At 36.4% G+C, this 25983-nt stretch carries 25 protein-coding genes and 3 pseudogenes; 19 read left to right on the top strand and 9 right to left on the bottom strand.

Annotated elements, in window-relative coordinates:
- Positions 1 to 13: 13 nt before the first annotated feature.
- From IGJ34_RS02840 to IGJ34_RS02850, 3 genes are all read right to left on the bottom strand, one after another.
- Positions 14 to 637 (bottom strand): immunoglobulin-like domain-containing protein, encoded by a 624-nt coding sequence (locus IGJ34_RS02840; protein WP_430598086.1) that lies wholly within the window; start codon positions 635 to 637, stop codon positions 14 to 16.
- 191 nt (positions 638 to 828) lie between these two features.
- On the bottom strand, positions 829 to 1422 hold the full coding sequence (locus IGJ34_RS02845) for a TVP38/TMEM64 family protein (RefSeq protein ID WP_430598087.1): 594 nt from the start codon (positions 1420 to 1422) through the stop codon (positions 829 to 831).
- Between the two features lie 21 nt (positions 1423 to 1443).
- Complete coding sequence (locus IGJ34_RS02850; protein ID WP_430598088.1) at positions 1444 to 4011, bottom strand: YfhO family protein; 2568 nt, start codon at positions 4009 to 4011, stop codon at positions 1444 to 1446.
- Between the two features lie 374 nt (positions 4012 to 4385).
- Between IGJ34_RS02850 and IGJ34_RS02855 the strand changes: the two genes are divergently transcribed.
- The 5 genes and pseudogenes from IGJ34_RS02855 to tnpA all read left to right on the top strand — a co-directional run bounded on the left by IGJ34_RS02855 (position 4386) and on the right by tnpA (position 8199).
- Positions 4386 to 5705: a bifunctional folylpolyglutamate synthase/dihydrofolate synthase gene (locus tag IGJ34_RS02855; RefSeq protein WP_069653669.1), complete on the top strand. Its 1320-nt coding sequence runs from the start codon at positions 4386 to 4388 to the stop codon at positions 5703 to 5705.
- 75 nt (positions 5706 to 5780) lie between these two features.
- The gene (locus tag IGJ34_RS02860; protein ID WP_069653670.1) at positions 5781 to 6440 is read left to right on the top strand and encodes an HAD family hydrolase; all 660 of its coding nucleotides are present in this window, start codon (positions 5781 to 5783) and stop codon (positions 6438 to 6440) included.
- Between the two features lie 87 nt (positions 6441 to 6527).
- Positions 6528 to 7196 carry a RadC family protein gene (gene radC, locus IGJ34_RS02865; protein ID WP_069653727.1) on the top strand — a complete coding sequence of 223 codons (669 nt, stop codon included), beginning with the start codon at positions 6528 to 6530 and terminating at the stop codon, positions 7194 to 7196.
- A 148-nt stretch (positions 7197 to 7344) separates the two neighbouring features.
- Positions 7345 to 7545 carry a cold-shock protein gene (locus tag IGJ34_RS02870; RefSeq protein ID WP_010760372.1) on the top strand — a complete coding sequence of 67 codons (201 nt, stop codon included), beginning with the start codon at positions 7345 to 7347 and terminating at the stop codon, positions 7543 to 7545.
- A gap of 180 nt (positions 7546 to 7725) precedes the next feature.
- Positions 7726 to 8199: pseudogene (gene tnpA / locus IGJ34_RS02875) on the top strand (IS200/IS605 family transposase).
- A 639-nt stretch (positions 8200 to 8838) separates the two neighbouring features.
- On the opposite strand, the gene IGJ34_RS02880 reads toward tnpA, so the two are convergent.
- A complete protein-coding gene (locus IGJ34_RS02880; RefSeq protein ID WP_167351501.1) occupies positions 8839 to 8988 on the bottom strand; it encodes a hypothetical protein in 150 nt (49 codons plus the stop codon).
- A gap of 176 nt (positions 8989 to 9164) precedes the next feature.
- Here IGJ34_RS02880 and IGJ34_RS02885 point away from each other — a divergent pair, with 176 nt between their 5' ends.
- Positions 9165 to 9614 carry a universal stress protein gene (locus IGJ34_RS02885; RefSeq protein ID WP_069653672.1) on the top strand — a complete coding sequence of 150 codons (450 nt, stop codon included), beginning with the start codon at positions 9165 to 9167 and terminating at the stop codon, positions 9612 to 9614.
- Between the two features lie 57 nt (positions 9615 to 9671).
- Here IGJ34_RS02885 and rnjA read toward each other — a convergent pair whose 3' ends face one another.
- The 3 genes from rnjA to IGJ34_RS02900 form a co-directional block, all read right to left on the bottom strand.
- On the bottom strand, positions 9672 to 11342 hold the full coding sequence (gene rnjA, locus IGJ34_RS02890; RefSeq protein WP_069653673.1) for a ribonuclease J1: 1671 nt from the start codon (positions 11340 to 11342) through the stop codon (positions 9672 to 9674).
- A gap of 1 nt (position 11343) precedes the next feature.
- Positions 11344 to 11556, bottom strand: coding sequence for a DNA-directed RNA polymerase subunit epsilon (locus IGJ34_RS02895; protein ID WP_010760376.1), 213 nt, complete (start codon positions 11554 to 11556; stop codon positions 11344 to 11346).
- Between the two features lie 293 nt (positions 11557 to 11849).
- On the bottom strand, positions 11850 to 12239 hold the full coding sequence (locus IGJ34_RS02900; RefSeq protein WP_111246894.1) for a YbaN family protein: 390 nt from the start codon (positions 12237 to 12239) through the stop codon (positions 11850 to 11852).
- Between the two features lie 194 nt (positions 12240 to 12433).
- Here IGJ34_RS02900 and IGJ34_RS02905 point away from each other — a divergent pair, with 194 nt between their 5' ends.
- From IGJ34_RS02905 to IGJ34_RS02925, 5 genes and pseudogenes are all read left to right on the top strand, one after another.
- Entirely contained in the window at positions 12434 to 14164 is a 1731-nt protein-coding gene (locus IGJ34_RS02905) for an ABC transporter ATP-binding protein (protein WP_069653675.1), read from the top strand.
- Positions 14161 to 15927 carry a multidrug efflux ABC transporter subunit EfrB gene (gene efrB, locus IGJ34_RS02910; protein WP_069653676.1) on the top strand — a complete coding sequence of 589 codons (1767 nt, stop codon included), beginning with the start codon at positions 14161 to 14163 and terminating at the stop codon, positions 15925 to 15927. Before IGJ34_RS02905 ends, efrB begins: the two co-directional genes overlap by 4 nt.
- A gap of 130 nt (positions 15928 to 16057) precedes the next feature.
- Positions 16058 to 16549 (top strand): gamma carbonic anhydrase family protein, encoded by a 492-nt coding sequence (locus tag IGJ34_RS02915; protein ID WP_430598089.1) that lies wholly within the window; start codon positions 16058 to 16060, stop codon positions 16547 to 16549.
- A gap of 77 nt (positions 16550 to 16626) precedes the next feature.
- Positions 16627 to 16992, top strand: a complete 366-nt coding sequence (locus tag IGJ34_RS02920) for an iron-sulfur cluster biosynthesis family protein (RefSeq protein ID WP_206836021.1) — start codon at positions 16627 to 16629, stop codon at positions 16990 to 16992.
- Positions 16993 to 16998: 6 nt separating this feature from the next.
- Positions 16999 to 17184: pseudogene (locus IGJ34_RS02925) on the top strand (hypothetical protein).
- Between the two features lie 32 nt (positions 17185 to 17216).
- Here the strand turns inward: IGJ34_RS02925 and IGJ34_RS02930 are convergent.
- Together IGJ34_RS02930 and IGJ34_RS02935 are read right to left on the bottom strand one after the other, a co-directional pair.
- Positions 17217 to 17837, bottom strand: coding sequence for a flavin reductase family protein (locus tag IGJ34_RS02930; RefSeq protein WP_430598090.1), 621 nt, complete (start codon positions 17835 to 17837; stop codon positions 17217 to 17219).
- Positions 17838 to 17857: 20 nt separating this feature from the next.
- The gene (locus IGJ34_RS02935; protein WP_430598091.1) at positions 17858 to 18832 is read right to left on the bottom strand and encodes a ring-cleaving dioxygenase; all 975 of its coding nucleotides are present in this window, start codon (positions 18830 to 18832) and stop codon (positions 17858 to 17860) included.
- Between the two features lie 164 nt (positions 18833 to 18996).
- On the opposite strand from IGJ34_RS02935, the gene IGJ34_RS02940 reads away from it, so the two are divergent.
- The 8 genes and pseudogenes from IGJ34_RS02940 to IGJ34_RS02975 all read left to right on the top strand — a co-directional run bounded on the left by IGJ34_RS02940 (position 18997) and on the right by IGJ34_RS02975 (position 25913).
- Positions 18997 to 19866, top strand: coding sequence for an SPFH domain-containing protein (locus IGJ34_RS02940; protein WP_069653681.1), 870 nt, complete (start codon positions 18997 to 18999; stop codon positions 19864 to 19866).
- Between the two features lie 65 nt (positions 19867 to 19931).
- Complete coding sequence (locus IGJ34_RS02945) at positions 19932 to 20585, top strand: HAD family hydrolase (RefSeq protein WP_430598092.1); 654 nt, start codon at positions 19932 to 19934, stop codon at positions 20583 to 20585.
- Between the two features lie 142 nt (positions 20586 to 20727).
- Positions 20728 to 20930, top strand: a pseudogene (locus tag IGJ34_RS02950) (H2O-forming NADH oxidase); the annotation flags it as partial.
- 175 nt (positions 20931 to 21105) lie between these two features.
- The gene (gene mltG / locus IGJ34_RS02955; protein WP_430598093.1) at positions 21106 to 22542 is read left to right on the top strand and encodes an endolytic transglycosylase MltG; all 1437 of its coding nucleotides are present in this window, start codon (positions 21106 to 21108) and stop codon (positions 22540 to 22542) included.
- 260 nt (positions 22543 to 22802) lie between these two features.
- A complete protein-coding gene (gene greA, locus IGJ34_RS02960) occupies positions 22803 to 23276 on the top strand; it encodes a transcription elongation factor GreA (protein WP_069653684.1) in 474 nt (157 codons plus the stop codon).
- A 198-nt stretch (positions 23277 to 23474) separates the two neighbouring features.
- Positions 23475 to 24206, top strand: coding sequence for a cell wall-active antibiotics response protein LiaF (gene liaF / locus IGJ34_RS02965; protein WP_069653685.1), 732 nt, complete (start codon positions 23475 to 23477; stop codon positions 24204 to 24206).
- Complete coding sequence (locus IGJ34_RS02970; RefSeq protein WP_430598094.1) at positions 24203 to 25306, top strand: sensor histidine kinase; 1104 nt, start codon at positions 24203 to 24205, stop codon at positions 25304 to 25306. Before liaF ends, IGJ34_RS02970 begins: the two co-directional genes overlap by 4 nt.
- Positions 25281 to 25913 (top strand): response regulator, encoded by a 633-nt coding sequence (locus tag IGJ34_RS02975; protein WP_069653687.1) that lies wholly within the window; start codon positions 25281 to 25283, stop codon positions 25911 to 25913. The genes IGJ34_RS02970 and IGJ34_RS02975 overlap by 26 nt, the downstream gene beginning before the upstream one ends.
- Positions 25914 to 25983 lie beyond the last annotated feature (70 nt).

Genomic DNA, 25983 nt, shown 5'->3' on the forward strand with positions numbered 1-25983 from the left:
TTACACTCAATTACTAGCTCGTCACCTTAACAGTAAATCGTTGAATCTCAATACCAGCATCATTCAATACAGCTAGCTCAACTTTATCTGTAGGTGAGGTAATAGCAACACCTAATAAGCTAAATGTGCCATCTTCGGCTATTTTCACTGTTTGTTGTCGTCTTCTATTTACATAGAGACGAACAGTTGTAGCGGACTTGCCTGTTACTTTACCCGTTACAAAAGTATCATCTATTTTGTATGGGCTTAGTGTCATCTCTACCGTAGGTTCTTGAATCCCTAAGTCATTTCGAGTGATTTCATCTTCATAACGATAACCAACGATTTTTACTTCGTCATCTGTGTAGTCAATCAAACCTTCAACATCAAAAGTAAATTGTCTGGTTGAAGATAGTAACTTACGTTCGATTTCTTCGCCATTGATCATCAAAGCGACATGCGTATGAAAATAATCAGTTCCACCTGTGATTGTTGTATCTTCATATAAGGTGTAAGGATTCACAGTCAAAGAATAAGCTTTTTCTTCAATAGTCACAGTTGCTCGCTCTAATTCCTTATTTTTCCGGTCTAATGCGATTACTTCGACTTTATCCGTTACATTTTTGATTAGTCCATTGACTCTCCATTCTTTCTTCATATTTTCACCTCCTTATTTATACATTTGTGTAAACTATAACATATTTATAGTTTAAAAAATATATCTTTTGGAATCGATTTATTTCGGAGTGTTTAGATAATAGTTAAAAAAGATAGGAAAAGCACATAAAAAAACAGCAAGCATCATCTCTAACTTGCTGTTTTACGTATTTTATACAATTGTTTGTACCTCTATTGGATCAAAAAACGATTAAACAAGAACAAAATAGCATAGCCATAAGTCGCCACTGACCAAAGTTTAAAGACAAGTAAAATTTTCATATACTCTTTAAAAGGAAGGTCTGCAAGTCCTGCGACTAAACAGACTAAGTCGTCTGGTGCAAAAGGAACGAGCAATGTGACGATCATTAATTTCTTAATGCCTTTTTCAGGACGATCCAACATTTTCTCGAACGTCAAGTAACGTTTTTTAGTTAAAATCAATCGCGCAAAGGACTTGCCATAATAACGAGCTAGCCAGTAAACAATGATTTCGCCGATGATCAGGCCAATATAACTATAAACTAATCCTTGAATATTGCCGAACATCAACATACCGACAACTGTTGAAATTCCTCCAGGAAGAATCGGAACGATTACTTGAACCATTTGCAAAAAGATAAAGATAAACACCGCATTTTCACCGAATTGTTTTATAAAAGCTTGCAAAGACTGAACGGAATGGAAAATTCCTTTAGAATAACCGTAAATCACTAGAACAACAAAACAGATAACACCTATAATAGGCAGTACATAGATGACCCGATTCAGAATTTTTCTACCCATGGCTTCAGTTTCCTCTCAATATTACTTGGATTTTCGACCTATAAAATGCTTTAATAGTTGATAAAATAATACGCCTAAAAACACAGAAATGCTAATAAAAACGCCCACGATAAAGTTTCGTTGTTGATAATGCATGGTGATTTGATGTTTGCCAGATGTTAAGTCAATTCCAGTAAAATTCCCTAAAACAGATGTTGCTTTCACTTTTTTTCCATCTACTGTGATTTGCCAATTTTTATCATATGGAATGGCTAAGTAAAGCAAGGAGCCCTCAGAATTATTTACAGTAATTTCACCGGTCAATGTACCAGAAACTTCTTCTTTCATTTGGATTGCTTGAGATTTTTGCTTAGTAATAAGCGAATCAAAAGACTCCTGTTGTAAGGTCTTCAGTTCGATCGTTTTGTCCTCAAGTTCTTTATTAGACTCAAGTTGTAATTTAACGATATCATCTTTTTCAAAATAACCAAGGTTAAACAATTGATTGGTTGCTATATAAACAGCAGGTTTGATTTTTTCACCATTTACTGTAAACGAAGTGATTTTTTCCCAATCGATTTCAGGTGCATAAAGGTACAGTTCACCATTAGCGGTTGTTTTTGTTGTAAGCGTGTAGTGTGTATCATCTTGTTCACTCCATGCGATTTTTTGTGTATCCTTAAAATAGGCATCATCGTTTTGTTGAATCTGCTGTAAAATCATTTCTTGATTTTTTAACGGTTGATTCTTCACTAACTTAAACGAATGAAAGTCTTGCGGGACTAAAAAGCCCATACCGATTGCTTCATCGTTTTTGTAAACATTTGTTGAAGGATCACCTGAACTATTTTTTTGATGAGGTTTAACTTCAGGTGTTAATTGATAGTTCACGTTTAATAGTAAATTGATCACTTTGGAGTCATCTACATAAGCAATTCTACGGTCATTTTTTTGATACAATCCTAGCGCTTGAAGCGTGTCTTGCGTTTTTGCATCTAATGTAGAAGTGTAACTTGAAACACCTGCATAGCCGTATAAAATTGGATTGTTGTAGCCATTGTTTTTTTCATGATAGCCGGCTGCATCTGAATCAACTGTTTGTTTTATCCGAAAGAGATTCGGGTTTGTCTCTTCCAAATCTGAAATGATCTTATTCTGAATCTGATAAGTTTGCGCAAATTTTTCTTGGTTACCAAATGGAATATCCTTAAAGCTGATCCAAAAATTAAAGACTAACTCAGAGCAGACGACTAAAAATAAGAGTCCATATAAGCAACCTTTTTTTGTACCAGTCATTTTTTGAATCCAAACAACTAAAGCAAACGTTAGCCAAACACTAAGCAGACTGATGATAAAATAATGATCAGACAAAAGAAATACTTTTTCTTTTGAAAGCTTTAAAGAGACATACCCAATTGTGAGTAACATAGAAAAAATAGTAGGAACCCGTAGACTTAGGTTTACACCTTGTTTTAATTTAAGGAAGGCCTCATAAGCAAATTTTATGACCAAGAAACTAAAGATAAACGTATTTCGATAAGGAAATCCAGCTGGACTTTGGAACATATGCCAAATCGTATTAATTAATTCTAGCCAGAAACTTAAGAAAATAAACCCGATCAAAAAAGCCGCTCCTCGTTTTTCCCTTTTAGAAATAGTTGAGAGCTGAAAATAAGCGATAAAGAGTAAAACCATCAAGATGCCAGAAAAAATCGTCGGCAAATGCTCCAAGCGCCACTCGAAATTAACACTACCAAGACCGAATTGTGAAAGAAAATTAAAACCAAAGTTAGGTCTTGGTAAAAATGTCTGCCAATCAAAATTTGTCTTTTTCGTTGCTAACATGCCTTCTACGGCAGGAATTAAAATAAAACTAGTGCTGATGCCAGTGAGAAAAGACGTGACAAAAAACAAGCGGCCTTCTTTAATAAACTGCCAAATACTTTTCTCTTTTGCCGAGTCTGTTTTTTGATAATACCAATACACACTATAGAAGACTGCAAAAATACATAGCATGTAGCCCATATAATAGTTTGTTACGATACTCAGAAATAATGTGACGGAGTATAAGGCGTACTTTTGATGGTCCCATAATTTCTGAATCCCCAAAATAAGTAAAGGAAATAAAATCAACGCATCCAACCACATAAAGTTCAAACAATAAACCGTTACAAAGCCACATAAACTATAGGATGTTGAAAAGAGTAACGTAGAAATCGTGGATTGCGCATATGTTTTTTGAAGATAGTAGAACATCGAACTACCCATAAACGAAATTTTGAGCGTAATAATCAGCAAAATCGCAATTGGTAATTGTTCATAAGAGAATAGTAAGACTAAAATATTGAATGGGCTTAGTAAATAATAGGCACTCAGCGGTAAAATCGTTCCACCTAGGGCATCAGAGAAAGAATAGAGCGAATAGGTATCTCCTTGGAAAAATTGCTTAAATAAGCTTAAAAATGGCATGTACTGTGTCCCTAAATCACTGACCAATAGATTATTATTCCCAATTGGTGCTAAACCTAAAATCGACCAAAGAATGATCAACAATAAGAAGGGCAGGAGGAAACTCCCACAAATCAATAAATTATTTCTGTTTTTTAACATAGTTAATACTGCTCCTCTATTCTAATAATGTGTCACTGTTTTAGGATAAAGGTTCAATTAATCTTGATAAATCAAGCGAACTACCTGCAACAATACTACTTTTTTTTAACGAACGTTGTGGAAATATCACACTAACAACCTAGTTTATCATGGGTCTAGGAGTTGTTGCAAAAGAATCCGTTTCCAGTTCATACATATAGGTCTAATTATTTTATCACATCTGTATTTATTTAAAAGCAATCAGTTATTTTATTTACGATTTTTTATACAATCGCATTTTTTTATCCTTCAATCGCTCATTTACGGAATTAAAAGCGTTAATTAGTGAAAAGCACTACAGCTTTCGATATAATAGAGACTGAGGAGTTGATAAGATGTCATTAACGATAGAAGAAGCAATCGATTGGATTCATAGTAGACTGCCGTTTGGAACGAGACCCGGTCTTGATCGGGTGGAAGCCTTATTGAAACGAGTCGGTAATCCAGAAGAAAAAGTACCAACGATACATATTGCAGGCACGAATGGAAAAGGCTCTACTGTAACTTATTTACGGTGTATGCTAGAAGAATTAGGACTCACCGTAGGAACCTTTACTTCACCTTATATCGAACAGTTCAATGAACGAATTGCCATTAACGGAAAAGGGATTTCAGACAATCATATCATCCAGTATGTAGAGAAATATCAATCCTTAATCAGTGAGATGGATCGCCAACCAGAAAGCGCGGGAATTACTGAATTTGAAACGTTGACTGTGATGGCACTTGACTATTTTCTAGATGAAAAAGTTGATATCGCCATTGTAGAAGTAGGACTTGGCGGATTGTTAGATAGTACGAATGTTGTGAAACCAATGTTAACCGCAATCACTACAATTGGAAAAGACCATACAGAAATTTTAGGTGATACACTTCAGAAAATAGCCTTTCAAAAAGCTGGGATCATTAAAGATACGATTCCTGTAGTAACAGGTAATATTGAAGAAGAGGCTTTTGTCGTGATCGATGAAGTCGCATCTGAAAAACAAAGCAAAGTCTATCGCTATGACAAAGACTATAAAGCGGAATACCAACGTCCAGATAAAAATTGGGGTGAAATCTTTGATTTTTATGGGGAAGCGGGCAAATTACCGAAAGTCAAAGTTCCGTTATTAGGCCGTCATCAAGTAGAAAATGCGGCAGTAGCGATTCAATTGTTTTATCTTTATTGTAGGACTCAGCAAATCAACTTTACCGACAGAACGGTGTATCAAGGTCTGGCTCAAGCCCAGTGGCCTGCTAGAATGGAAAAAATCAGTGATGAACCTTTAATTGTTTTAGATGGTGCGCACAATGATCATGCGATGCGACGACTAGCAGAAAATCTAAAAAAAGAATTTCCAAATCGAGAGATCCATATTTTATTTTCAGCGTTATCGTCAAAAAATATCGATCAAATGATTGCATTATTAAGAAAAGTACCGAATGTTCATTTGTATTTAACGACATTTGATTATCCACGCGCAATCGAATTAACAAAAATGGAACATTTTGAAGACGATAAAACAGAAATTGTTTCATTATGGCAATTTGGCTTAGGGGAAATTTTAGAAAAAATGTCTGCAGATGACTTGATGCTAGTGACAGGTTCTCTTTATTTTGTTTCCCAAGTACGTGAACTATTATTGAATATAGGATCTGGCAATACGGAGTAGATTATCGATAAAAAGGGCTTGCGTGGTTCAGCACTTTGAAAAAATGGTAATCAATAATTATAAATGGAGGACAAGATGAAAAAAATTGATGGCGTGATTTTTGATATGGATGGTTTATTATTTGATACGGAACTGATTTATTATCAGTCAACTCAAAAAATAGCAGATGCGATGAATTTTCCCTATAGTAAAGAAGTTTACTTACAGTTTTTAGGTGTGTCAGATGAAGAAGTACAAGAGAACTATCATCGAATCTATAAGGAGTTTGGTAAGGAAAAAGTGGATGAGTTTATCCAACGATCATATGACGATACGTATCAAGTATTTGAAGCGGGGAAAGTTCCCTTAAAAGAAGGGGTTTTAGAATTACTTGATTTTCTTGATCAACAAGACATTCCAAGAATCGTTGCGTCAAGTAATGTTCGCCCGGCAATTGAATTATTATTAGATGGAGCTGGAATTAAAGATCGTTTTTCTGGCATTGTTTCAGCAGAAGATGTGACTCGAGCAAAACCAGACCCACAAATATTCCGAAAAGCCTTAGCTAGTCTGGGTACAAAGGCTGACAATACCTTGATTTTTGAAGACTCGTTTCACGGTGTAACAGCGGCTGATGCTGCGGGTATTCCAGTAATCATGGTACCAGATTTATTAGCACCCACCGACGAAATTAGAGAAAAAACATTGGAAATTTTTGAGAGTTTGACTCAAGTTCCAGCTTATTTAAAAAAATAAACTCTTCACTCCTTTGCGTATCTTATAGTAGAAGCGTATTAAGGAGTGATTTTTTTGATCAAAGACGAAAAGCTATTTATCAGAGAGATGCCAGAAGATTGTTTGCCTCGAGAAAGGCTCGAAGTTGTGGGAGAAAAAGCATTATCGAATCAGGAATTACTGGCAATCTTATTACGAACAGGTTCCAAGAATATGAATGTGATGAAAGTAGCGTCAAATTTTTTAAATTATTTTAATCATTTATTTGAACTTAAAAATGCGACACTCACCGAAATGATGGAAATCAAAGGTATTGGCCGAGTCAAAGCGATTGAGCTAAGAGCAGCCATCGAGTTTGGTTATCGTATCCAGCAAAGTACCCAGATGAAATTTGGCAAGGTTTCTTCCAGTTATCAAATCGCGCAAAATTTAATTTATGAACTACAAGATTTTCAGCAGGAACATTTAGTCTGTTTGTATTTAAATACTAAAAATGAAGTAATCAAACAAGAAACAGTTTTTAAAGGATCCTTGAACCAAAGTGTTGCACACCCAAGAGAAGTCTTCCGTAGCGCTGTTAAATGTTCTGCGGCACGCTTGATCCTTGCCCATAATCATCCATCTGGCAATCCAACGCCGTCAGAAAGTGACATTCATTTTACGCAAAGAATGCAAGAGTGTGGAAAGATGATGGGAATCGAAGTTTTAGATCACATTATCATCGGAGAACAAGTTTACATCAGCATGAGAGAAGAAAATTTTTTTGCGGTAGACTAGCTAGATTTCTTGCAAAAATAAAGGTTCGCATGTACAATATATGTGTAATCTTGTTTGGGACAATATAGAAGTTTTAATTTTAAAACCCTCTATCGTACACGAGCAATGTTACAATATTTAGTGCTTAAGCACGAGGAGGAACAACAGAATGGAACAAGGAACAGTAAAATGGTTTAACGCAGAAAAAGGATTTGGATTTATCTCTCGCGAAGACGGTAGCGATGTATTCGTACATTTCTCAGCAATTCAAGGTGAAGGCTTCAAAACAATCGAAGAAGGACAATCAGTAAGCTTCGACGTTGAAGATTCAGATCGTGGACCTCAAGCAGTTAACGTTGTAAAAAACTAATCAATCCATTCCAAAACACTTAGCAAATTTGCTAAGTGTTTTTTTATTGTGTGTTCTGAAAACCACCTGCTATGCGGGTGGTTCCATAGAGCTTCCAGCGAGGTAATAAAAAAGCCCCCTAAAATGTTAAACTGATATAGGTTTCCCGACCGTATCATCAACATTAAAGGAGGTTCCTTTATGAAAAAGGACAATCAAAGTTTATCACACACCGTATGGAAATGTAAGTATCACATCGTCTTTGCGCCAAAATACCGTCGCCAAATCATTTATGGCAAATACAAGAAAAGTATCGGAGAAATCATTCGACTTTTATGTGAAAGAAAAGGCGTCGACATCATCGAGGCAAATGCATGTTGAGATCACATTCATTTGTTGGTCAGTATTCCACCGAAATTAAGTGTCTCGGGTTTTATCGGTTACCTAAAAGGAAAAAGTAGTTTAATGATTTTCGATAGACATGCGAATTTAAAGTATCGATACGGCAATCGTAAGTTTTGGTGTCGTGGCTATTATGTCGATACCGTTGGCCGAAACAAAAAACAAATAGAAGAATATATACGCAATCAAGTTCAGGAAGATCATATAGCAGATCAGCTGACGTTGTTTGAGGAGTATGATCCGTTCACAGGTAATAAAAATAGCAAAAAATAAAAAATGAAATTCTTTAAGAATCAGCGAGAAGAAGTGGTGCGCAAGGGAGATCCGCTCAGAAGGCCTTTCAGGCCGTGTCCGGTAAAAGAGGCTTTCAGCCGAAGAGCAAACCTCCAGTTCTCACTGGAGGTTTTGATTTGTCAAACACAGTGACTGATTGCAGAGCTGAAGATGCACAATACTTAGTGAACGGAAGAAGAGAAGTGTCATTCGCTTGATGGGGGAGCCTATTCCGTTTGAACTTAGTGAGTTCTTACATTTTTGTTACTATCTTTTTCTACTAGAAGTTGTAGACTATTTAGTAAGAGGTGGTAAACATGTTAAATATTTCTTTAATAATCTTTTTTGTATCCTGGGCATTTCTTGGATTAGCAAGTATTCTTTATCGTTGGCGAGCCTTTACTAATAAAAAAGCATGGAACGGTATGGTGATTCCACTAGGCGCATTTGGCTTTGTATTGCTAGTAGTCAGCTTGATAATGATTTATCTCAATTACCCAAAATGACTATTCTACTAAAAGAAGATTGGAATAGTCAGTAAAGAATTAAGAAAACAAAAAAGGCATCCGTGATTTACCATTCACTGGATGCCTTTAAATCGTATTAGAACTTGAATCGTTCATTTAGGTTGATAACTCCTTAAATAGATTTTTTCAATTCTTTTACTGCTTGTGTAATCGTGATACCATAAGCAATATTTGCTTGGTTATTTGCATCGATAGCCATAAACAAATTTTTCTCTGTATCAAGCGCTACACGGTATTTTAATACTTTATTACCAAATGTCATAATAATTCTCCTTTCTTGATTCTTATGAAAGGCAACGATATCTGATAACGAAATTCCATGATTACTATAACACGGCTTTTTATCAGTGTAAAGAAGAAAGTTTTTGATTTGGCAGTATTTTTGTTGAAAGCCTTTTTACGTAGTATAATGAAGGTACCAAGAAGGAGGTTTTTATCATGGAAGAGACCTACAAGAATATTTTAGTTGCGGTAGATGGTTCTGAGCAGTCTGAAAATGCGTTCCAAGAAGCGATAAAAATAGCCAAACGAAATGGTGCTACCTTAAATATTTTGTCTGTTATAGAAGAGACGGGAAATTACTTTGGCGAACTGACCTTATCGATGGGAAACTTGATGGAAGATATTCGTACAAAAGAAGAAGCCAAAATGAAAATAAGAGAGTCAAAAGCTCTTGAACTAGGAGTATCTGACGTTTTTACCTATGTAATGTACGGTTATCCGAAAACTTTGATTGCTGAGTTTACAGAATCAAAAGAACCGATCGACCTAATTGTAATAGGCAGAACAGGTTTAAATGGGTTTGAACGACTGATGGTTGGATCAACGACATCTTATGTTGTGAATCACACAAAAGCCAATGTTTTAGTGGTAAATATTACAGTATAATGATAAAAAAGCAACGGACGGATAAAAATCCATCTGTTGCTTTTTTGGTAGTCAAACTCATGAAGTCATGATCATTGGTAAAATCATGGGATGACGTTCTGTCTTTTCAAACAAGAATGGCTGTAACGCAGCCGAAATCGCATCACACAATTTCGCTTCTGTACACTGTTCATCTCTTAATGCTTCGCGGATTGCATTGAACAATAAACGTTGTCCTTCATGAATCATTTCGCCTGATTCTCGCATATAGACAAATCCGCGAGATAAAATATCTGGCCCCGCTAGAATTTCTTTATTTTTAATATCTACGGTCGCTACTGCTAAGACTAATCCTTCTTCAGATAGAATTCGACGATCGCGTAAGACCACATTACCGATATCACCGACGCCATTACCATCCACGTAAACATCGTTGGCATTGAAGTGCCCAGCAATACGCGCATCATCCGCTGTTAAAGCTAGCACATCGCCATTTTCCATGATGAAACAATTTTCAGCAGGAACGCCAACATCTTGAGCTAAGGAAGCATGAATTTTTAACATTCTAAATTCACCATGAACGGGGACAAAATATTTAGGTTTCATTAAACTTAACATTAGTTTTTGTTCTTCTTGACCACCATGGCCAGAAGTATGGATATTATTGATCTTTCCGTGAATAACTTCAGCACCTGCTTCAGAAAGCAAGTTGATCAGACGGTTGACGCTTGTTGTATTTCCAGGGATCGGTGAGCTTGAAAAGATCACTGTATCTCCAGGTTGTACTGAAATCTGACGGTGCGTTCCGTTAGCAATTCGGCTTAGGGCAGCCATCGGTTCACCTTGGGATCCTGTACATAAAATCATCGTTTCGCCAGCAGGTAGTTGGTTTAACTCACTTGCATCCACAAACGTTCCTTTAGGTACATTGATATAGCCTAAGTGTTCACCGTTAACAATCGCATTTTCCATACTGCGACCAAACACAGCTATCTTACGTCCAGTTGCCACAGCAGCATCAGCAGCTTGTTGAAGACGGAAAATGTTGGAAGCAAAACTGGCAAAGATAATTCTTCCTTCGATTTTTTCAAAAATCTTTAGAATAGAAGAACCAATCGTTTTTTCTGATTTCGTAAACGTTGGGATCTCTGCATTTGTACTATCAGAAAGCAGACATAGAACGCCTTCTTCTCCTAATTTTGCCATGCGGTGTAAGTTCGCAGGTTCACCAACTGGGGTAAAGTCAAACTTAAAGTCACCTGTTGCTACGATATTACCTGAAGGTGTCTTCACAACGACACCTAAAGCGTCTGGGATACTATGGGTTGTTCTAAAAAAACTAATCGCTGTTTTACGGAAACGAATTACAGTATCTTCATTGATTTCATGAAGTTCAGCATCTCGTAATAAACCATGTTCATCTAATTTGTTGGTGATCAAAGCTAATGCCAATGGTCCAGCGTAAATCGGTATATTTGCTTGACGTAGTAAATAAGGTACACCACCGATATGATCTTCGTGTCCATGAGTGATAACTAACGCCTTGACTTTATGCAGATTTTGAACGATGTAGCTGTAATCTGGAATAACATAGTCTATCCCAAGCAAATCATCTTCTGGAAATTTGATTCCCGCATCAATAATGATGATTTCATCTTGAAATTGAACCCCATAAGTGTTCTTTCCGATCTCGCCCAAACCGCCTATTGCAAAAACGCCGGTTTCATTATTTTTAATATTTACTTTCATATTAAAACTCCGTTAAAGAGAATTCCGCGTGCTCTTGTTCATAAGCTAAGTGATTTTCATCAAGCGCTTGAATGTATTCAATATTGTATGGGGTATTTTCTTCAACTTGTTGACGCACGATAACATCGCTCTCTGCCTCAACATAAATAGATTTTGTATCTTCTCTTTTTGGGTTTCTTACTTTTGTTTCTTGGTAATAAACTTTATATATCATATGTTTTTTCTCCTTTATCTGCTAATGCAGTTAATGATTTATTTTTATTATTTCTTACTGTAATTTTTGAACACAACAAAATGAGGTGGTTGTCCACCTTAAAAACAATTGGCATCAAAAACAGTCGTTAATGATGAAATGAAGCCTCGACTTTGCTTCACTTTACTTGTTTTATGGAAACTGCACTTTCTTTCAACCGTCCATTGTGTTGTGTTGTACAACAATTAATCGTATTTTATCACAAAAGAGTAAATAAGTATAGAAACAGAACTATTAGTTTAAAGAAAAGATGATTATTCAATCGGTTCTTTTGTTGGTATAGCGTTCTTTTTATTGAAATACAAATTTAGACCAATTAGATGCAACAAAAAGACAATGGCTAAGGTAATCGTCATGAATGGATTACGGACGATGACACAAGGAATTGCAAAAACCACAAACAACGTTGTGAATAACTTTACTCGACCTAAAGGCGTAATCTTTTTTTCTACAATAGATTCTTGGATATATTTTTGATAATAGCTCGATTTAATAAATTTTGTATATAAATAGTCAGAGCTACGCATCCAGAAAAAAGCGGTCAAAATATAAAAAATCGCTGTAGGCAAAATCGGCAGAAAAATCCCTATTGTACCCAATCCAAATGTGAGACAGCCTAAAGAAATATAAAGCATTTTTTTCATTGATTTATTTCCATCACTTTCACCTGATTTTAGTACTGAAATTAAAGTAATTACTATTATACCATAGCAAAAATAGTCCTGTTTATTATTCTACTAAAAAGTGTTCAAATTTCACTTAAATATAATTTACCTAGCTGTTAGTTTTATGCTATAGTGAAAGCACTGGATCAAAAATTGAAATGGGAGATGATTGATTGAAATTGATGTGGCGTTACACGATGAGATATAAGAAATTATTGTTTTTAGATTTCATTTGTGTTTTTGGATTTATATTGATAGAACTAGGCTTACCAACGATTTTGGCACGAATGATCGACGTTGGGATCAAAAATAATGACTTTGACTATGTAAAACAGCAAGGGTTATTGATGATTGGAATCACAGTTGTCGGTGTAGTTATGAATATCATGTTGGGGTATTTTGGCGCACGAATGACAACGAATATTGTTCGTGATATTCGGGATGATTTATTTGAAAAAGTACAGACTTTTTCCCATCGTGAATATGAAACGATTGGTGTATCATCATTGATTACCAGAACAACGAATGATGCGTACCAAATCATGTTGTTTATGGGAAATATTTTACGGATTGGGTTCATGACTCCGATGATGTTTATTGTCAGCTTATATATGGTTATGCGGACAAGCCCATCTTTAGGATGGTTCGTTTTAGGAGCCTTGCCATTTCTTTTGGCAGCAGTGGTATTGATTGCTAAAATATCTGAACCGTTATCAAACAAACAACAAAAAAACTTAGACGGAATCAATAGTATTTTAAGAGAAAATCTTTCTGGGTTACGAGTGATTCGTGCGTTTGTCAATGAGAAGTTCGAAGAAAGTCGTTTTAGTAAAGTCAATGAAGACTATACTAAAAGCTCAAAAAGCCTATTCCGTTTGATGGCAGCAGCACAACCAGGATTTTTCTTCCTGTTCAATATTGTGATGGTGTTGATTATTTGGAATGGTGCACTTCAAATCGACCAAGGCAGTTTGTTAGTTGGGGATTTGATTGCGTTTATCGAATATATTTTTCATGCTCTTTTCTCATTTATGTTATTTGCTAGCGTGTTTATGATGTATCCTCGTGCGGCTGTTTCAGCTCGCCGAATTCAAGAAGCATTCGATATGGAACCTGTGATTCGTGAAAATGAAGCAGGCGTTACAGAAACAAAAACAAAAGGCTATTTAGAATTTAAAAACGTTACATTTGCATACCCTGGACACTCAGAAAGTCCAGTGATTCGTAACGTTAGCTTTACAGCTTCCCCTGGTGAAACTGTTGCATTTATCGGGAGTACTGGGAGTGGGAAATCTACTTTGATCCAACTGATTCCACGCTTTTATGATGTTTCAGAAGGAGAAGTACTTCTCGATGGAGTAGATGTACGTGATTATAAATTGAGTGCATTACGTAATAAAATCGGTTATATTCCACAAAAAGCGTTGCTATTTACAGGAACGATCGCGGAAAATATGCGATATGGGAAAGAAGATGCGACGATCGAAGAAATGGAATTAGCAGCAGATATCGCACAAGCGACAGAATTTATTTCACAAAAGCCTGACGGATATGATGAACTTCTTTCAGAAGGTGGAACTAATTTCTCTGGTGGTCAAAAACAACGTTTGGCAATCGCTAGAGCTGTGATTCGTCGCCCAGAAGTTTATATATTTGATGATAGTTTTTCAGCGCTAGATTATCAAACTGATGCGAAGTTAAGAGCTCGTTTGAAAAAAGAAACGACCGAATCAACTGTTTTGATTGTCGCACAACGAGTTGGAACGATTATGCATGCAGATAAAATTATCGTTTTAAACGAAGGGGATGTCGTTGGCATGGGTACCCATCGTGAATTACTTGAGAATTGCCCTATCTATTATGATATTGCTGCTTCTCAATTGTCAGAGGAGGAATTAGCATGAAAAACGCACTCTCTTCTATTAGACGTTTAGGCAGATACATCAATCCTTACAAAGGAACTTTTATTTTAGTGATTATCTTTACTGTTTTAACTGTGGCCTTTAATGCTGCAATGCCATATGTTTCAGGGTTGCCCATAACAGAAATCAGTAAAAATGTTGCTGCTGGAAATGGGTTGAATTACGCCTATATCATCAAATGCCTAATTTGGATACTGATTGTAGGGCTTGGGTATTGTGGGGCACAATTTTTGTCAGGATTTTTGATGGCAACAGTTGTTCAACATTCAATGCGAGATTTGCGTCGAGATATCGATGAAAAAATCAACCGATTACCTGTTTCTTATTTTGACAAAAATCAACAAGGAAACATTTTGTCTCGCGTGACTAATGATGTAGATGCTGTGAGTAATGCGATGCAGCAAAGTTTCATCAATATCGTTTCAGCTATTTTAGGTATTGTGATGGCTGTTGTGATGATGTTTTATATCAATTGGCTGATGGCATTGATTTCGATCATCATGATTCCATTATCATTATTTATTTCAAAAACGATTGTCGGTATTTCACAAAAATACTTCCAAGGTATGCAAAATGCACTTGGAAATCTAAATGGATATGTTCAGGAAAATATGACTGGTTTTAGCGTTTTAAAACTGTATGGACGTGAAAAAGAAACGTTACAAGGGTTTAAAAACGTCAATCACAATCTGAATAGCTTTGGCTTTAAAGCAACGTTTATTTCAGGATTGATGTTGCCGCTGGTTCAGATGACAGCATATGGTACGTATATCGGTATGGCTGTGTTAGGTAGTTACTATGTGATTACAGGTGCTATCGTAGTTGGACAATTACAAGCGTTCATCCAATACATTTGGCAGATTAGTCAGCCAATGGGGAATATCACACAATTGTCAGCGGCGTTACAAAGTGCTTCAGCGGCGACTACCCGTGTCTTTGAAATTTTAGATGAGCCGGAAGAAGAATTAAATGAACAAGATATCCCATTACCGGAAAATGTGCAAGGATCGGTTCAATTTGATAATGTCAGCTTTAGCTATGATCCAGCGAAACCATTGATTAGGAACTTGAACTTTGAAGTCCAAGCAGGACAGACTGTTGCAATCGTAGGACCAACTGGAGCGGGTAAAACAACCTTGATTAATTTACTGATGCGTTTTTATGATGTCAATGAAGGAGCTATCAAAATTGACGGTATCGATACGAAAAAAATGGATCGCAGTGATGTTCGTTCAGTTTTTGGTATGGTCTTACAAGATGCTTGGTTATACGAAGGTACGATTGCTGATAATATTCGTTTTGGTAAATTAGATGCGACGGATTATGAAATAGTTGATGCAGCGAAGACGGCCAATGTTGATCATTTTATCCGGACAATGCCAGATGGGTATGAGATGGAAATCAATTCTGAAGGAGATAATGTTTCTCTAGGACAAAAACAATTACTGACGATTGCCAGAGCAGTGATTTCCGATCCAAGAATCCTTATTTTAGATGAAGCGACAAGTTCTGTAGATACTCGTTTAGAAGCCTTGATTCAAAAAGCGATGGAGCGAGTGATGGAAGGGCGCACAAGCTTTGTAATTGCTCACCGTCTATCAACGATTCGTGAAGCTGATTTGATTTTGGTGATGAACCAAGGTGAAATCATTGAAAAAGGAACTCACAATGAGCTATTAGAGCAAGGCGGTTTCTATGAGAAACTATATAATAGCCAATTTGCAGAAGATGGCGATTACGATTAATCAAAAGAGGGTGAGATGTGACTCGTAGAGTCATATCTTATCCTCTTTTTTTATTGATACAAAGAAGACTTTTCAACTACGTAATTGAGTTAAATTTGTTATACTGAAGTTAGTAGAAGAGGTGAATAGGATGACAACAGAATATTTTATTGCGGCAAGTGCCGATGTTTACGGGAATGTGGTGCTGGCTAAAGATACTAGTATTTGGTTTCAATCTGTCCTTAGAGGCGATAACAATTCGATTACGATCAATGCAGGAAGTAATGTGCAGGACGGGACAGTGATCCATGTCGATCAAGATGCTGCAGTTGTTATTGGTGAAAACGTAACGATTGGTCATCACTGTATGCTACATGGTTGTACAATAGAAGAGGGTGCCTTGATTGGTATGAGTTCAACGGTGCTGAACCATGCGGTGATTGGAAAGAATAGTTTAATAGGTGCAGGTTCCTTAGTCACAGAAGGAACAGAGATTCCGCCAAACGTTTTAGCATTTGGGCGACCAGCGAAAGTTATTCGTCCGTTAACCAGAGAAGAAATTCGGAAAAATAAAGAAAATGCCCAGCATTACGTGACATTGTCGAAAGAATTTGCTGCTGGAAATTATGCGCGATTAGAATAGAAAGCAATTCTAGTCCAAACCATTTACTGGCACTTATCAATCACAGACGTATTCTTTAAGAAAGAGGCGAAGCAAAGATGTATTTAAAAATCAGTAATGAAGCGCAGGTAAAATTGACACCTTACATCGAAAGTAAAGCAGTGATTATTTTGGATTTAGATGATGGTGTGGGTAACTATTCTAAAATGGGTGTTTGTTCTCTTGATACAAGTTTTCGTTTATTGGTATTGGATCAAGTACAGGATAAATCTGATTTTGGTTTAACTGTAGATTCAGATATGGGAGCTATTTATATCAAGGATTATTCCAAACGATATTTAGATGAAGAGATGATCTTAGAAGTAGATCCTCGATTACAAGTATTTAAGTTAAAAAGTCCTAGTGGTGTTTTGGACGGAAATGTCCCAATCGTAGATTTACGACCAGAAAAAGGCATATCATAATAGAGGTTGGGGCAGAAGTGTTTAACTCCGAGAAATAAGAAGGGATTTACGAAAATTGCTCTTCAAATCTTTGTGACCAAGTAGGTACTGTGCAACATCAACTTGTTCCTTGTTGTGTTTTACAGCAATTTCGGCTTATTTCCGAAGGAGTTGCTTCTGCGCCCACCGTTTATTCGGTTACTAAGAGCCTGAAACATAACGTTTTTAGTTATGTCCCAGGCTCCTTAATTTGGTCTTTTTAAATCAAATAAGTTGCTAATATGAGCATACGTATTACCAGCCAAACGAGCAATCGGATTAAAGGTTTCTGGTAGGATATACTCGCTTTCTTGATCAAATACAGCTTCATCAAAATAAAAATCGGTTATTTCAATGATAAACAAATCAGTGATAATCTGGTCATCATGATTTTTCACTGGAACATATTGATGTAATCTCGCTTCCATACGAATAGGTGCAGCCGTAATTCCAGGAACCTTAACCGTTTTACTTGTTGTTGTGTCTAATTTGTTGACGATGATTTCACTTTGGTCTGACTTCAAAGAAGCGGCTGTTTGATTCATGGATTCAACTACTTGGTCATTAACCAAGTGAATCACCAATTCATTTGTTTCTATAATATTTCTGGCAGTATCTTTTATTTCGCCATTTCGCCTAAGAATCGATAAGGTGACTAATGGAATGTCAGAAGCTGCAGCGTTAAAAAAACTAAATGGTGCGGCATTTACCGTATCATGAACCTTATTCAATGTGGTTACCCATGCGATTGGGCGTGGAATGATGCTGCCTGATAGAAATTTATACGATTGCTTTGCTGATAAATGCTTAGTTGAATAATGCAACATATGGCTTCTCCATTTCCTAATTATTGACGAATTTTATTCGCATCAGAAGTATCAAAGGGTCTGACAAATTCTTCGATTTCTTTTCTTTTTCCTTCTAAAAACGGTGGTAAAGATAATTTTTCTCCGGCGGCTTCATAGGTTTCATCTTCTAAGAAACCAGGTCCATCGGTTGCTAATTCAAATAAAATATGTGGAGCGGCTCTAAAATAATCAGATTTAAAATAAAAACGTTCAACAAAGCCAGAGTTAGGAAATTGAAGTTGATTGATTTTATTGATCCAAAAACGTAAAGCATCTTGATCCGCGACGCGAAGAGCTAAATGATGAACATTCCCAAAGCCTTCTTGTGCTTCTGGAAGATCGTCTCGATGTTCAACAATGATACTGCCACCATTGCCCCCTTCACCTACCTCAAATAAATGGAAACTTCCTTCCGCGTCAACTAGCTTAAATCCCAATACCTCGACTAAAACTCGTTGCATATGTTCAAAATCTGCTACAGTGACAAAAACAGGCCCCAATCCAATCAGCGCATGTTCAGCTACAACATCTGTTTTTTCCCAAGGCGTCCCGCTAGCTACGCCATAATTATTCTCATCAGAAATCAATTGATATTGTTGTTTATCGAAATCTTCAAATTCTAGGTATTTTTTTCCAAAACGTTGTTTTATTTCGCCGTGGTCGATTCGATGCTCATTAAAACGATCGACCCAAAAATCTAAAGAAGCATCGCTTTTAACACGGAAAGATGTGCGAGAAATAGAATTGGTTCCTTTGGTTCCTTGTGGAATACCTGGGAAATCAAAAAAGGTCATGTCAGTACCGGCTGATCCAAGATCATCAGCAAAAAAGAGATGGTAGGTTTGGATATCGTCTTGATTAACTGTTTTTTTGATCAAGCGCAACCCTAAAGTGTCTGTAAAAAAGCGATAGATTTTTTCTGCGCTAGATGTCATTGCTGTAACATGATGAATTCCACGAATTTGTGTATGCATAATATAAAACCTCCAATTGTTTGTTATGAAATTTACTTACTAAAAGTAAGTTTACATCTAAACTAATAATTAAGCAACTGTTTTATCCTTTTTAACTATTGATGGAAGGAACAAAGAAGAGTAGTATAAGAATAATAACTGGAAAAAGAAAGTGAGGGGAAATCATGAAAGAGAAAAAAACATTTCATGTGAATGGCTATGCTGCATTAGTCGTGTTGGTTAGCTTAATTATAATTGGCGGGTACTGTACTTATACTGGAGTGACAATCGAAAGTTTTGGTATGATTGCAATTGGTTTGGTGTTGTGGGTGATTTCAGCTTTATTTCTGAGTTCTTTAACAATAGTTAGTCCGAATCAAGCAAAAGCAATCTTGTTTTTTGGTCAATACTTAGGCACCATTAAAGAGAATGGCTTATTTGTGACAACACCTTTAACGCAAAAAATTAATGTTTCCTTGAAAGTCCGAAATTTTAATAGCTCACTATTAAAAGTAAATGATTCAGACGGAAATCCTGTCGAAATTTCTGCAGTTGTTGTATTTAAAGTAGTTGATACCGCGAAAGCCCTATTTGATGTGGACCGCTATCAAGATTTTATAGAAATCCAAAGTGAAACGGCGATTCGTCACATTGCAACACAATATCCCTACGATACGTTTAATGAGGATGATTTGACTCTACGAGGAAATACAACCGAAGTTTCAGAAGAAATGGCGAAAGAATTGCAAGAACGTTTAGCTGTTGCTGGAGTAGAAGTCATTGAAACCCGTTTAAACCATTTAGCCTATGCGACTGAAATTGCTAGTGCTATGCTGCAAAGGCAACAAGCAAAAGCGATTCTTTCAGCAAGACAAATCATTGTTGAAGGAGCAGTTTCGATGACTCAAATGGCTTTGGAACAAATAGAAGATGGACAAGAAATCAACTTTACTGACGATCGGAAAGTTCAATTAATCAACAATCTACTCGTTTCGATCATTACAGATAAAGGCACCCAACCAGTGATTAATACTGGAGATGTTCATGAAAAGTAAAATGGATCCATATTTCTGTTTCTAATTTAAAAAAACAAGATAAAACAATAGAAAGTGAGACATCTATGCAGTATAAAACAATTTTGTTTGACTTAGATGGAACCATCACAGATTCCGGAGAAGGGATCATCAACTCGGTTCTTTATGCTTTAAAAAAAATGAATGTAAATGTACCGGAACAGCGAGAGTTATATTCTTTTATCGGACCGCCTTTAATTGACTCATTTAAAACGGTTTGTCATTTTGATCGTCATACTTCAGAGCAGGCAGTAAGTTATTACCGTGACTATTATCAATCCAAAGGAATGTATGAAAATCACCTATATGAGGGGATTGTCGAAGTACTAGCTGATTTAAAACAAGCTGGCTGCGCTCTTTATATTGCAACATCTAAACCAGAAATCTACGCCAAGCAAATCTTGACTCACTTTGATTTAGATCATTATTTTGTTGGGATTTATGGAGCAAGTTTAGATAGTGGGCGTTCAAAAAAAGGGGATGTCATACGATATGCCCTCCAATCAGCAGGTATCACGAATTTAAATGAAACATTGATGATTGGTGATCGCAGCCATGATATGATAGGCGCAAAAGAAAATGAATTAGCGTGCATGGGTGTGTTGTATGGATTTGGAGATCAAGTAGAATTGGAATCAACGGGTGCTGATTATTTAGCTATAACGCCAAAAGATGTAGAGAAGATTATCATGAGAAACTAAAAAGAAAGCCTTCTTATTTGGCGTAATTAAGTTCAATATAGCACGAATAGGAACGCTTTATGAGCAAAATAAAAACAGTTATTGTGGGTGCTAATCATGCAGGAAACGCTGCGGGAAAAGCAGTATAGGGAGGGCGTCAAATCGAATCGTATACGAAGAGGACTCGCGCCGTATCATTGGTACGCAGATGGTGTCATTTGAAGATATCTCAATGGGACTCCATGGGTTCTCACTGGCAATTTTAGAAAAAGTGACAATCACTAAACTAAATTACTCGATATTTTCTTCTTACGCCACTTTAATCAACCTTATAATTATAGTAGAATGGTTAAGTTTAGTGCTTAATAATTGTTTTTTTTCAAGGCTGAGGACACAAGTTCTCAGTCTATTTAGTTGATTTTAGAAAGAAATCAAATCTTACAAGTTAGTGACGTTTCTCTAAAAAAGTTTAAATTTAAAAAGCTTTCATGTATAATGGTAAAAGTTAAACAAGATACATAGAAAGTAAGGAGGATTTGTTTTGGCAGAAGATAACCAAAATAATCAAGATCATTCCAACGCTTCATTCAAAGATCAGGTCTTGCGTTCTTTGCGGGGAGAAGAAATAGAGAATGATGATTCAGCTTCTTCTGAACACAATGCTCAGAACGTATCACAGCATAACGAAGCAGAATATAATAGAACGTACCGTTCTCAACCAGATACTCAAGAAGACCCGATAAAACGGGATGAGATGGAATCAGTTGGCTCGCGCAGTGCAGAACATCAGACAAGACGATCAGATTCGTCGGAAGAACAGTCGCAGCTTGGGAGTACACGGAGCCCTAAAGAAGATAATTCCGATAAACGAATTAGAAAAAAAGAAGACCGCATTGTCAGCCGCATTGTCTTGATTGTTGCCTCTGTGTTGTTATTAGTGATAGCCATTTTTGGGTTTACTTTCTATAAGTATGTCAATGCTGGCTTACAACCACTTGACCAAAAGGATAGTAAATTAGTTCAAGTACACATTCCAGAGGATTCGTCGAATAAGAAAATCGCCAACATTTTAGAAGACAGTAAAGTCATCAAAAGCGGGATGGTATTCAATTACTATGCGAAATTTAAAAATCTAACGGATTTTCAAGCAGGTTATTACCAAATGTCACCAGACATGACGTTAGATGAGATCGGTGCACTTTTAAGAGAAGGTGGAACCGCGGAACCAACTCAGCTTGCAGATGGAAAAGTAACGATTCCAGAAGGCTTTGATATTGACAAAATCGGTGATGCCATCGAAAAAAACACTAATTTTAAGAAGGATCAATTTATTGAGCTGATGAAAGATCAAGCATTCTTCGACACGATGAAGGAAAAATATCCGGAGTTACTAACAAGTGCTGCTGAAGCAAAAGATGTTCGTTATCGCTTTGAAGGGTATTTATTCCCAGCAACATATGACTATTACAAAGAAGCAAAACTAGAAGATTTTGTGGATCAGATGATTGCGAAGTCTAACAGCGTGATTGAACCGTTTATCCCAATGGTTCATGCAAAAGGAATGACGATTCAACAAGTATTAACACTTGCGTCATTGGTAGAAAAAGAAGGCGTGAAAGAAGAAGACCGCAAAAAAATTGCTCAAGTGTTCTTTAATCGAATTGCGGCTAATATGCCATTGCAATCAGATATTTCTATTTTATACGCATTAGGTGAACATAAAGAATTGGTCACATATAAAGATTTAGAAGTAGACTCACCGTACAATCTGTACAAAAATACCGGATACGGTCCAGGACCATTCGATAGTCCTAGTGAGCAAGCAATCAACGCTGTGTTAAATCCAGTACCAAATAACTACCTGTACTTTGTTGCGGATATCTCAACTGGGAATGTTTACTTTGCAGAGACCTATGAACAACATCAAGAGTACGTAGAACAATATGTAAATAAAACAGAAACTGAAAAAAGTGAATAACTTTTAAGTTTGCGTAATATATTACGAGCCAACCTAGAATTTAGGCGGCTCGTTTCGCTTTCCTTGGGATTCACAATTTGAGCGTAAGAGAGATACCGTAAGCGTTGATGATTAGAAGAAAATCTAGCAGATTTATAAAAATTAAGTGAATATTATTTACAATTTGCTTAAAGCGTGGTACTCTTTTCTGGATTGAAAGCGGAATTTTTCAATGAAAATAAAAATAAAACATTGTAGTAAGTTAAGAAGGAGAAATTAACATGGTAGAAAAAGTATTTCCTATGACACTTGAAGGCAAAGAAAAGTTAGAACAAGAATTAGAAGAACTAAAAACAGTTAAACGAAAAGAAATCGTTGAACGTATAAAAATTGCAAGAAGCTTTGGCGACTTATCTGAGAATTCTGAGTATGAGTCAGCGAAAGATGAACAAGCTTTCGTGGAAGGACGCATCACAACATTAGAAAATATGATTCGCTTTGCTCAAATCATTGATAATGATGGTGTTGATTCAGACGAAGTTTCAATTGGAAAAACAGTAACATTTATTGAACTACCTGATGGTGATGAAGAAGAATATACGATTGTAGGTAGTGCAGAAGCTGATCCTTTTTCTGGTAAAATTTCAAATGATTCACCTATTGCACAAGCATTGATCGGCAAAAAATTAAACGATCAAGTTGCAATTGCTACTCCTGGTGGAGACATGCAAGTAAGAATCATAAAGGTTGGTTAACAAACAGTCAGTAAGAACGAAGGGCGAGTCGAAGCTATCATTAGTTTTGACTTGCCCTTTAAACCTGACTAAATAGCTCACGAGTTTCGGTTCGTTAAAAAAAATTAGGGCTAAAGTCCTATAGTAAAATGGGGCTTTAGCAACTAACATTAATAGGAGAATCGAGGTATACTAATTTCATCGGAAGGGGGATTATAAATGAATAACCCATGGCGTTTTTTCATCGTAGTAGAAGCATTACTTTTTTTATTAGCTTTATGGCAAATTATACATAACCCAGGCTTGGCAATCGTATTAGTACTGGGTATTTTAAGTACACTCTATGCGCTGAAAAAAGTTCATCGTAGCAATTTTAATAATTTTCAATTAGTATTGGGTGTTATCTTGATTTTGATTGGGGTAATGAATAGTCCTGCATTTTGGTTGATGTTAGTTTTTGGTGTTTTATTTATTGGTTTAAAAGGGGTTGAAATCGCGGGTGTCGATATCACGCAGCGAGCACCTTGGAGAAAGAAACAAATGATCATGGTGGAAACAACGAATGTTGAATCTAAAAGCGGGCGTCGGTTCAAACGTCCATGGTTTGCCAATGAACGGATCGGCAGTAATGTTTATGAATGGGATGATATCAATATAGACGTTCTTTCAGGTGATACAATCGTTGATTTAGGGAACACATTATTGCCTAAAGATGACAGCATCATTATTATTCGTAAAGGCTTTGGCCGTACGAGAATATTAGTGCCACTAGGTGTTGCCGTAACACTCGAACATTCCACTTTTTACGGAAATGTTAACTTTGAAGAAGAAAAATATCATCTGAAAAATGAATCATTGAAAGTATACAGTAATGACTTTGATACAAATAATCGCCGCTTGAAAATCATCACAAACACATTGGTTGGTGATCTTGAGGTGATTCGCGTATGATGGGTAAAATTTCTCGACAGATGCTTTCTTTGTACGCTGCTTGTAGTACGTTTATTGTTGTGTTACTTACACTGTTTTCATATTTTTATTCAATTAAACAAAAAAATTGGATGTTGGAATTACTTCAAAGGAAAGTGTTTTACATTCCTTTGATTTTCCATATGCTCTTGATCTCGCTGTTGGTGGGATTGTCGACATTTTTACTTGTATCTATTGTACAAAAGTCACAATATGGTAGAATTGAAGAAAAACTTCGGTTACTAGCAAGAGGCAGTTATGAAAGTCCAGCTCTTGCGAAAAGTGTCCCTCATGCGAGTAACGATCAGTGCATTGGCGAAGTTGACCAAGATATTTTAAAAATCCAAACAAAATTATTAGAAATGTCAAAAGAATTGCAATTATTAAATAGCCGTCCGCAGCTAATGGACGGGGAAACCAAAGAAGAAATATTAGAAGAAGAGCGTCATAGGCTTGCCAGAGAGCTTCACGATTCGGTCAGTCAACAGTTGTTTGCTGCAATGATGATGTTATCAGCGCTTAATGAACAAGCGCAACGAAGTGAGACGCCAGAATTGTTTCGTAAACAATTAGTGACGGTAACCGATATCATCAATGCTTCTCAATCTGAGATGCGTGCTTTATTGCTTCACTTACGGCCAGTGAGTTTAGAAGGAAAGAGTTTACGTAAAGGGATCGAGCAATTATTAAAAGAATTACAGACGAAGATCAAAATCGAATTGACGTGGGATGTTGAAGATGTTCATTTAAATAATAGTATTGAGGATCATTTATTTCGAATCGTTCAAGAATTATTGTCAAATACACTTCGTCATGCTAAAGCAAAAGAACTTGAAGTCTATCTCCATCAAGTAGACAAAAACGTGTTATTACGTTTAGTAGATGACGGTGTGGGCTTTGATATGAGTGAAAACGATAATAAAGCTGGTAGTTACGGTTTAAAAAATATTCGAGAACGGGTAGCTGGAATGGGCGGTATTGTTAAAATCATTAGCTTTAAAGGACAAGGAACGAGCGTAGAAATCAAGGTGCCTGTAATAAAGGAGGAAATAGCAAGTGATCAAAGTAATGTTAGTGGATGACCATGAGATGGTACGATTAGGTGTATCTTCCTATTTATCGATCCAAGAGGATATTGAAGTAGTTGGAGAAGCTGAAAATGGCCAGATCGGTTATGAAAAAGCGTTAGAATTACGGCCGGATGTGATTTTGATGGATCTAGTCATGGATGTGATGGATGGAATCGACTCAACAAAGGCGATTTTAAAAGATTGGCCGCAAGCACGAATCATTATTGTCACTAGTTTTATTGATGACGAAAAAGTTTATCCAGCAATCGAAGCTGGAGCTGCAGGCTACCTCTTGAAAACTTCAACGGCCCATGAGATTGCAGATGCTATCCGAGCGATTTCTAGAGGAGAACGTGTTCTAGAACCAGAAGTAACGACTAAAATGATGGAACGTTTGACTAAAAAGCAAGAACCTGTTTTACATGAAGATTTGACAAATCGTGAGCATGAAATTTTAATGTTGATTGCCAAAGGACGTAGTAATCAAGAAATTGCTGATGAACTATTTATTACACTGAAAACAGTCAAAACCCATGTTTCGAATATTTTAGCAAAGTTAGACGTTGAAGATCGTACACAAGCGGCTATCTATGCGTTTCAACACGGATTAGCAAAATAACAAAATGTCGATTTATGGTGAATAAGATAAACTGTATTAGTTTGTCTTATTCACTTTTTTTATAATACTG

It is taken from the genome of Enterococcus sp. AZ177, from assembly GCF_050544585.1.
Classification (GTDB): domain Bacteria; phylum Bacillota; class Bacilli; order Lactobacillales; family Enterococcaceae; genus Enterococcus_L; species Enterococcus_L plantarum.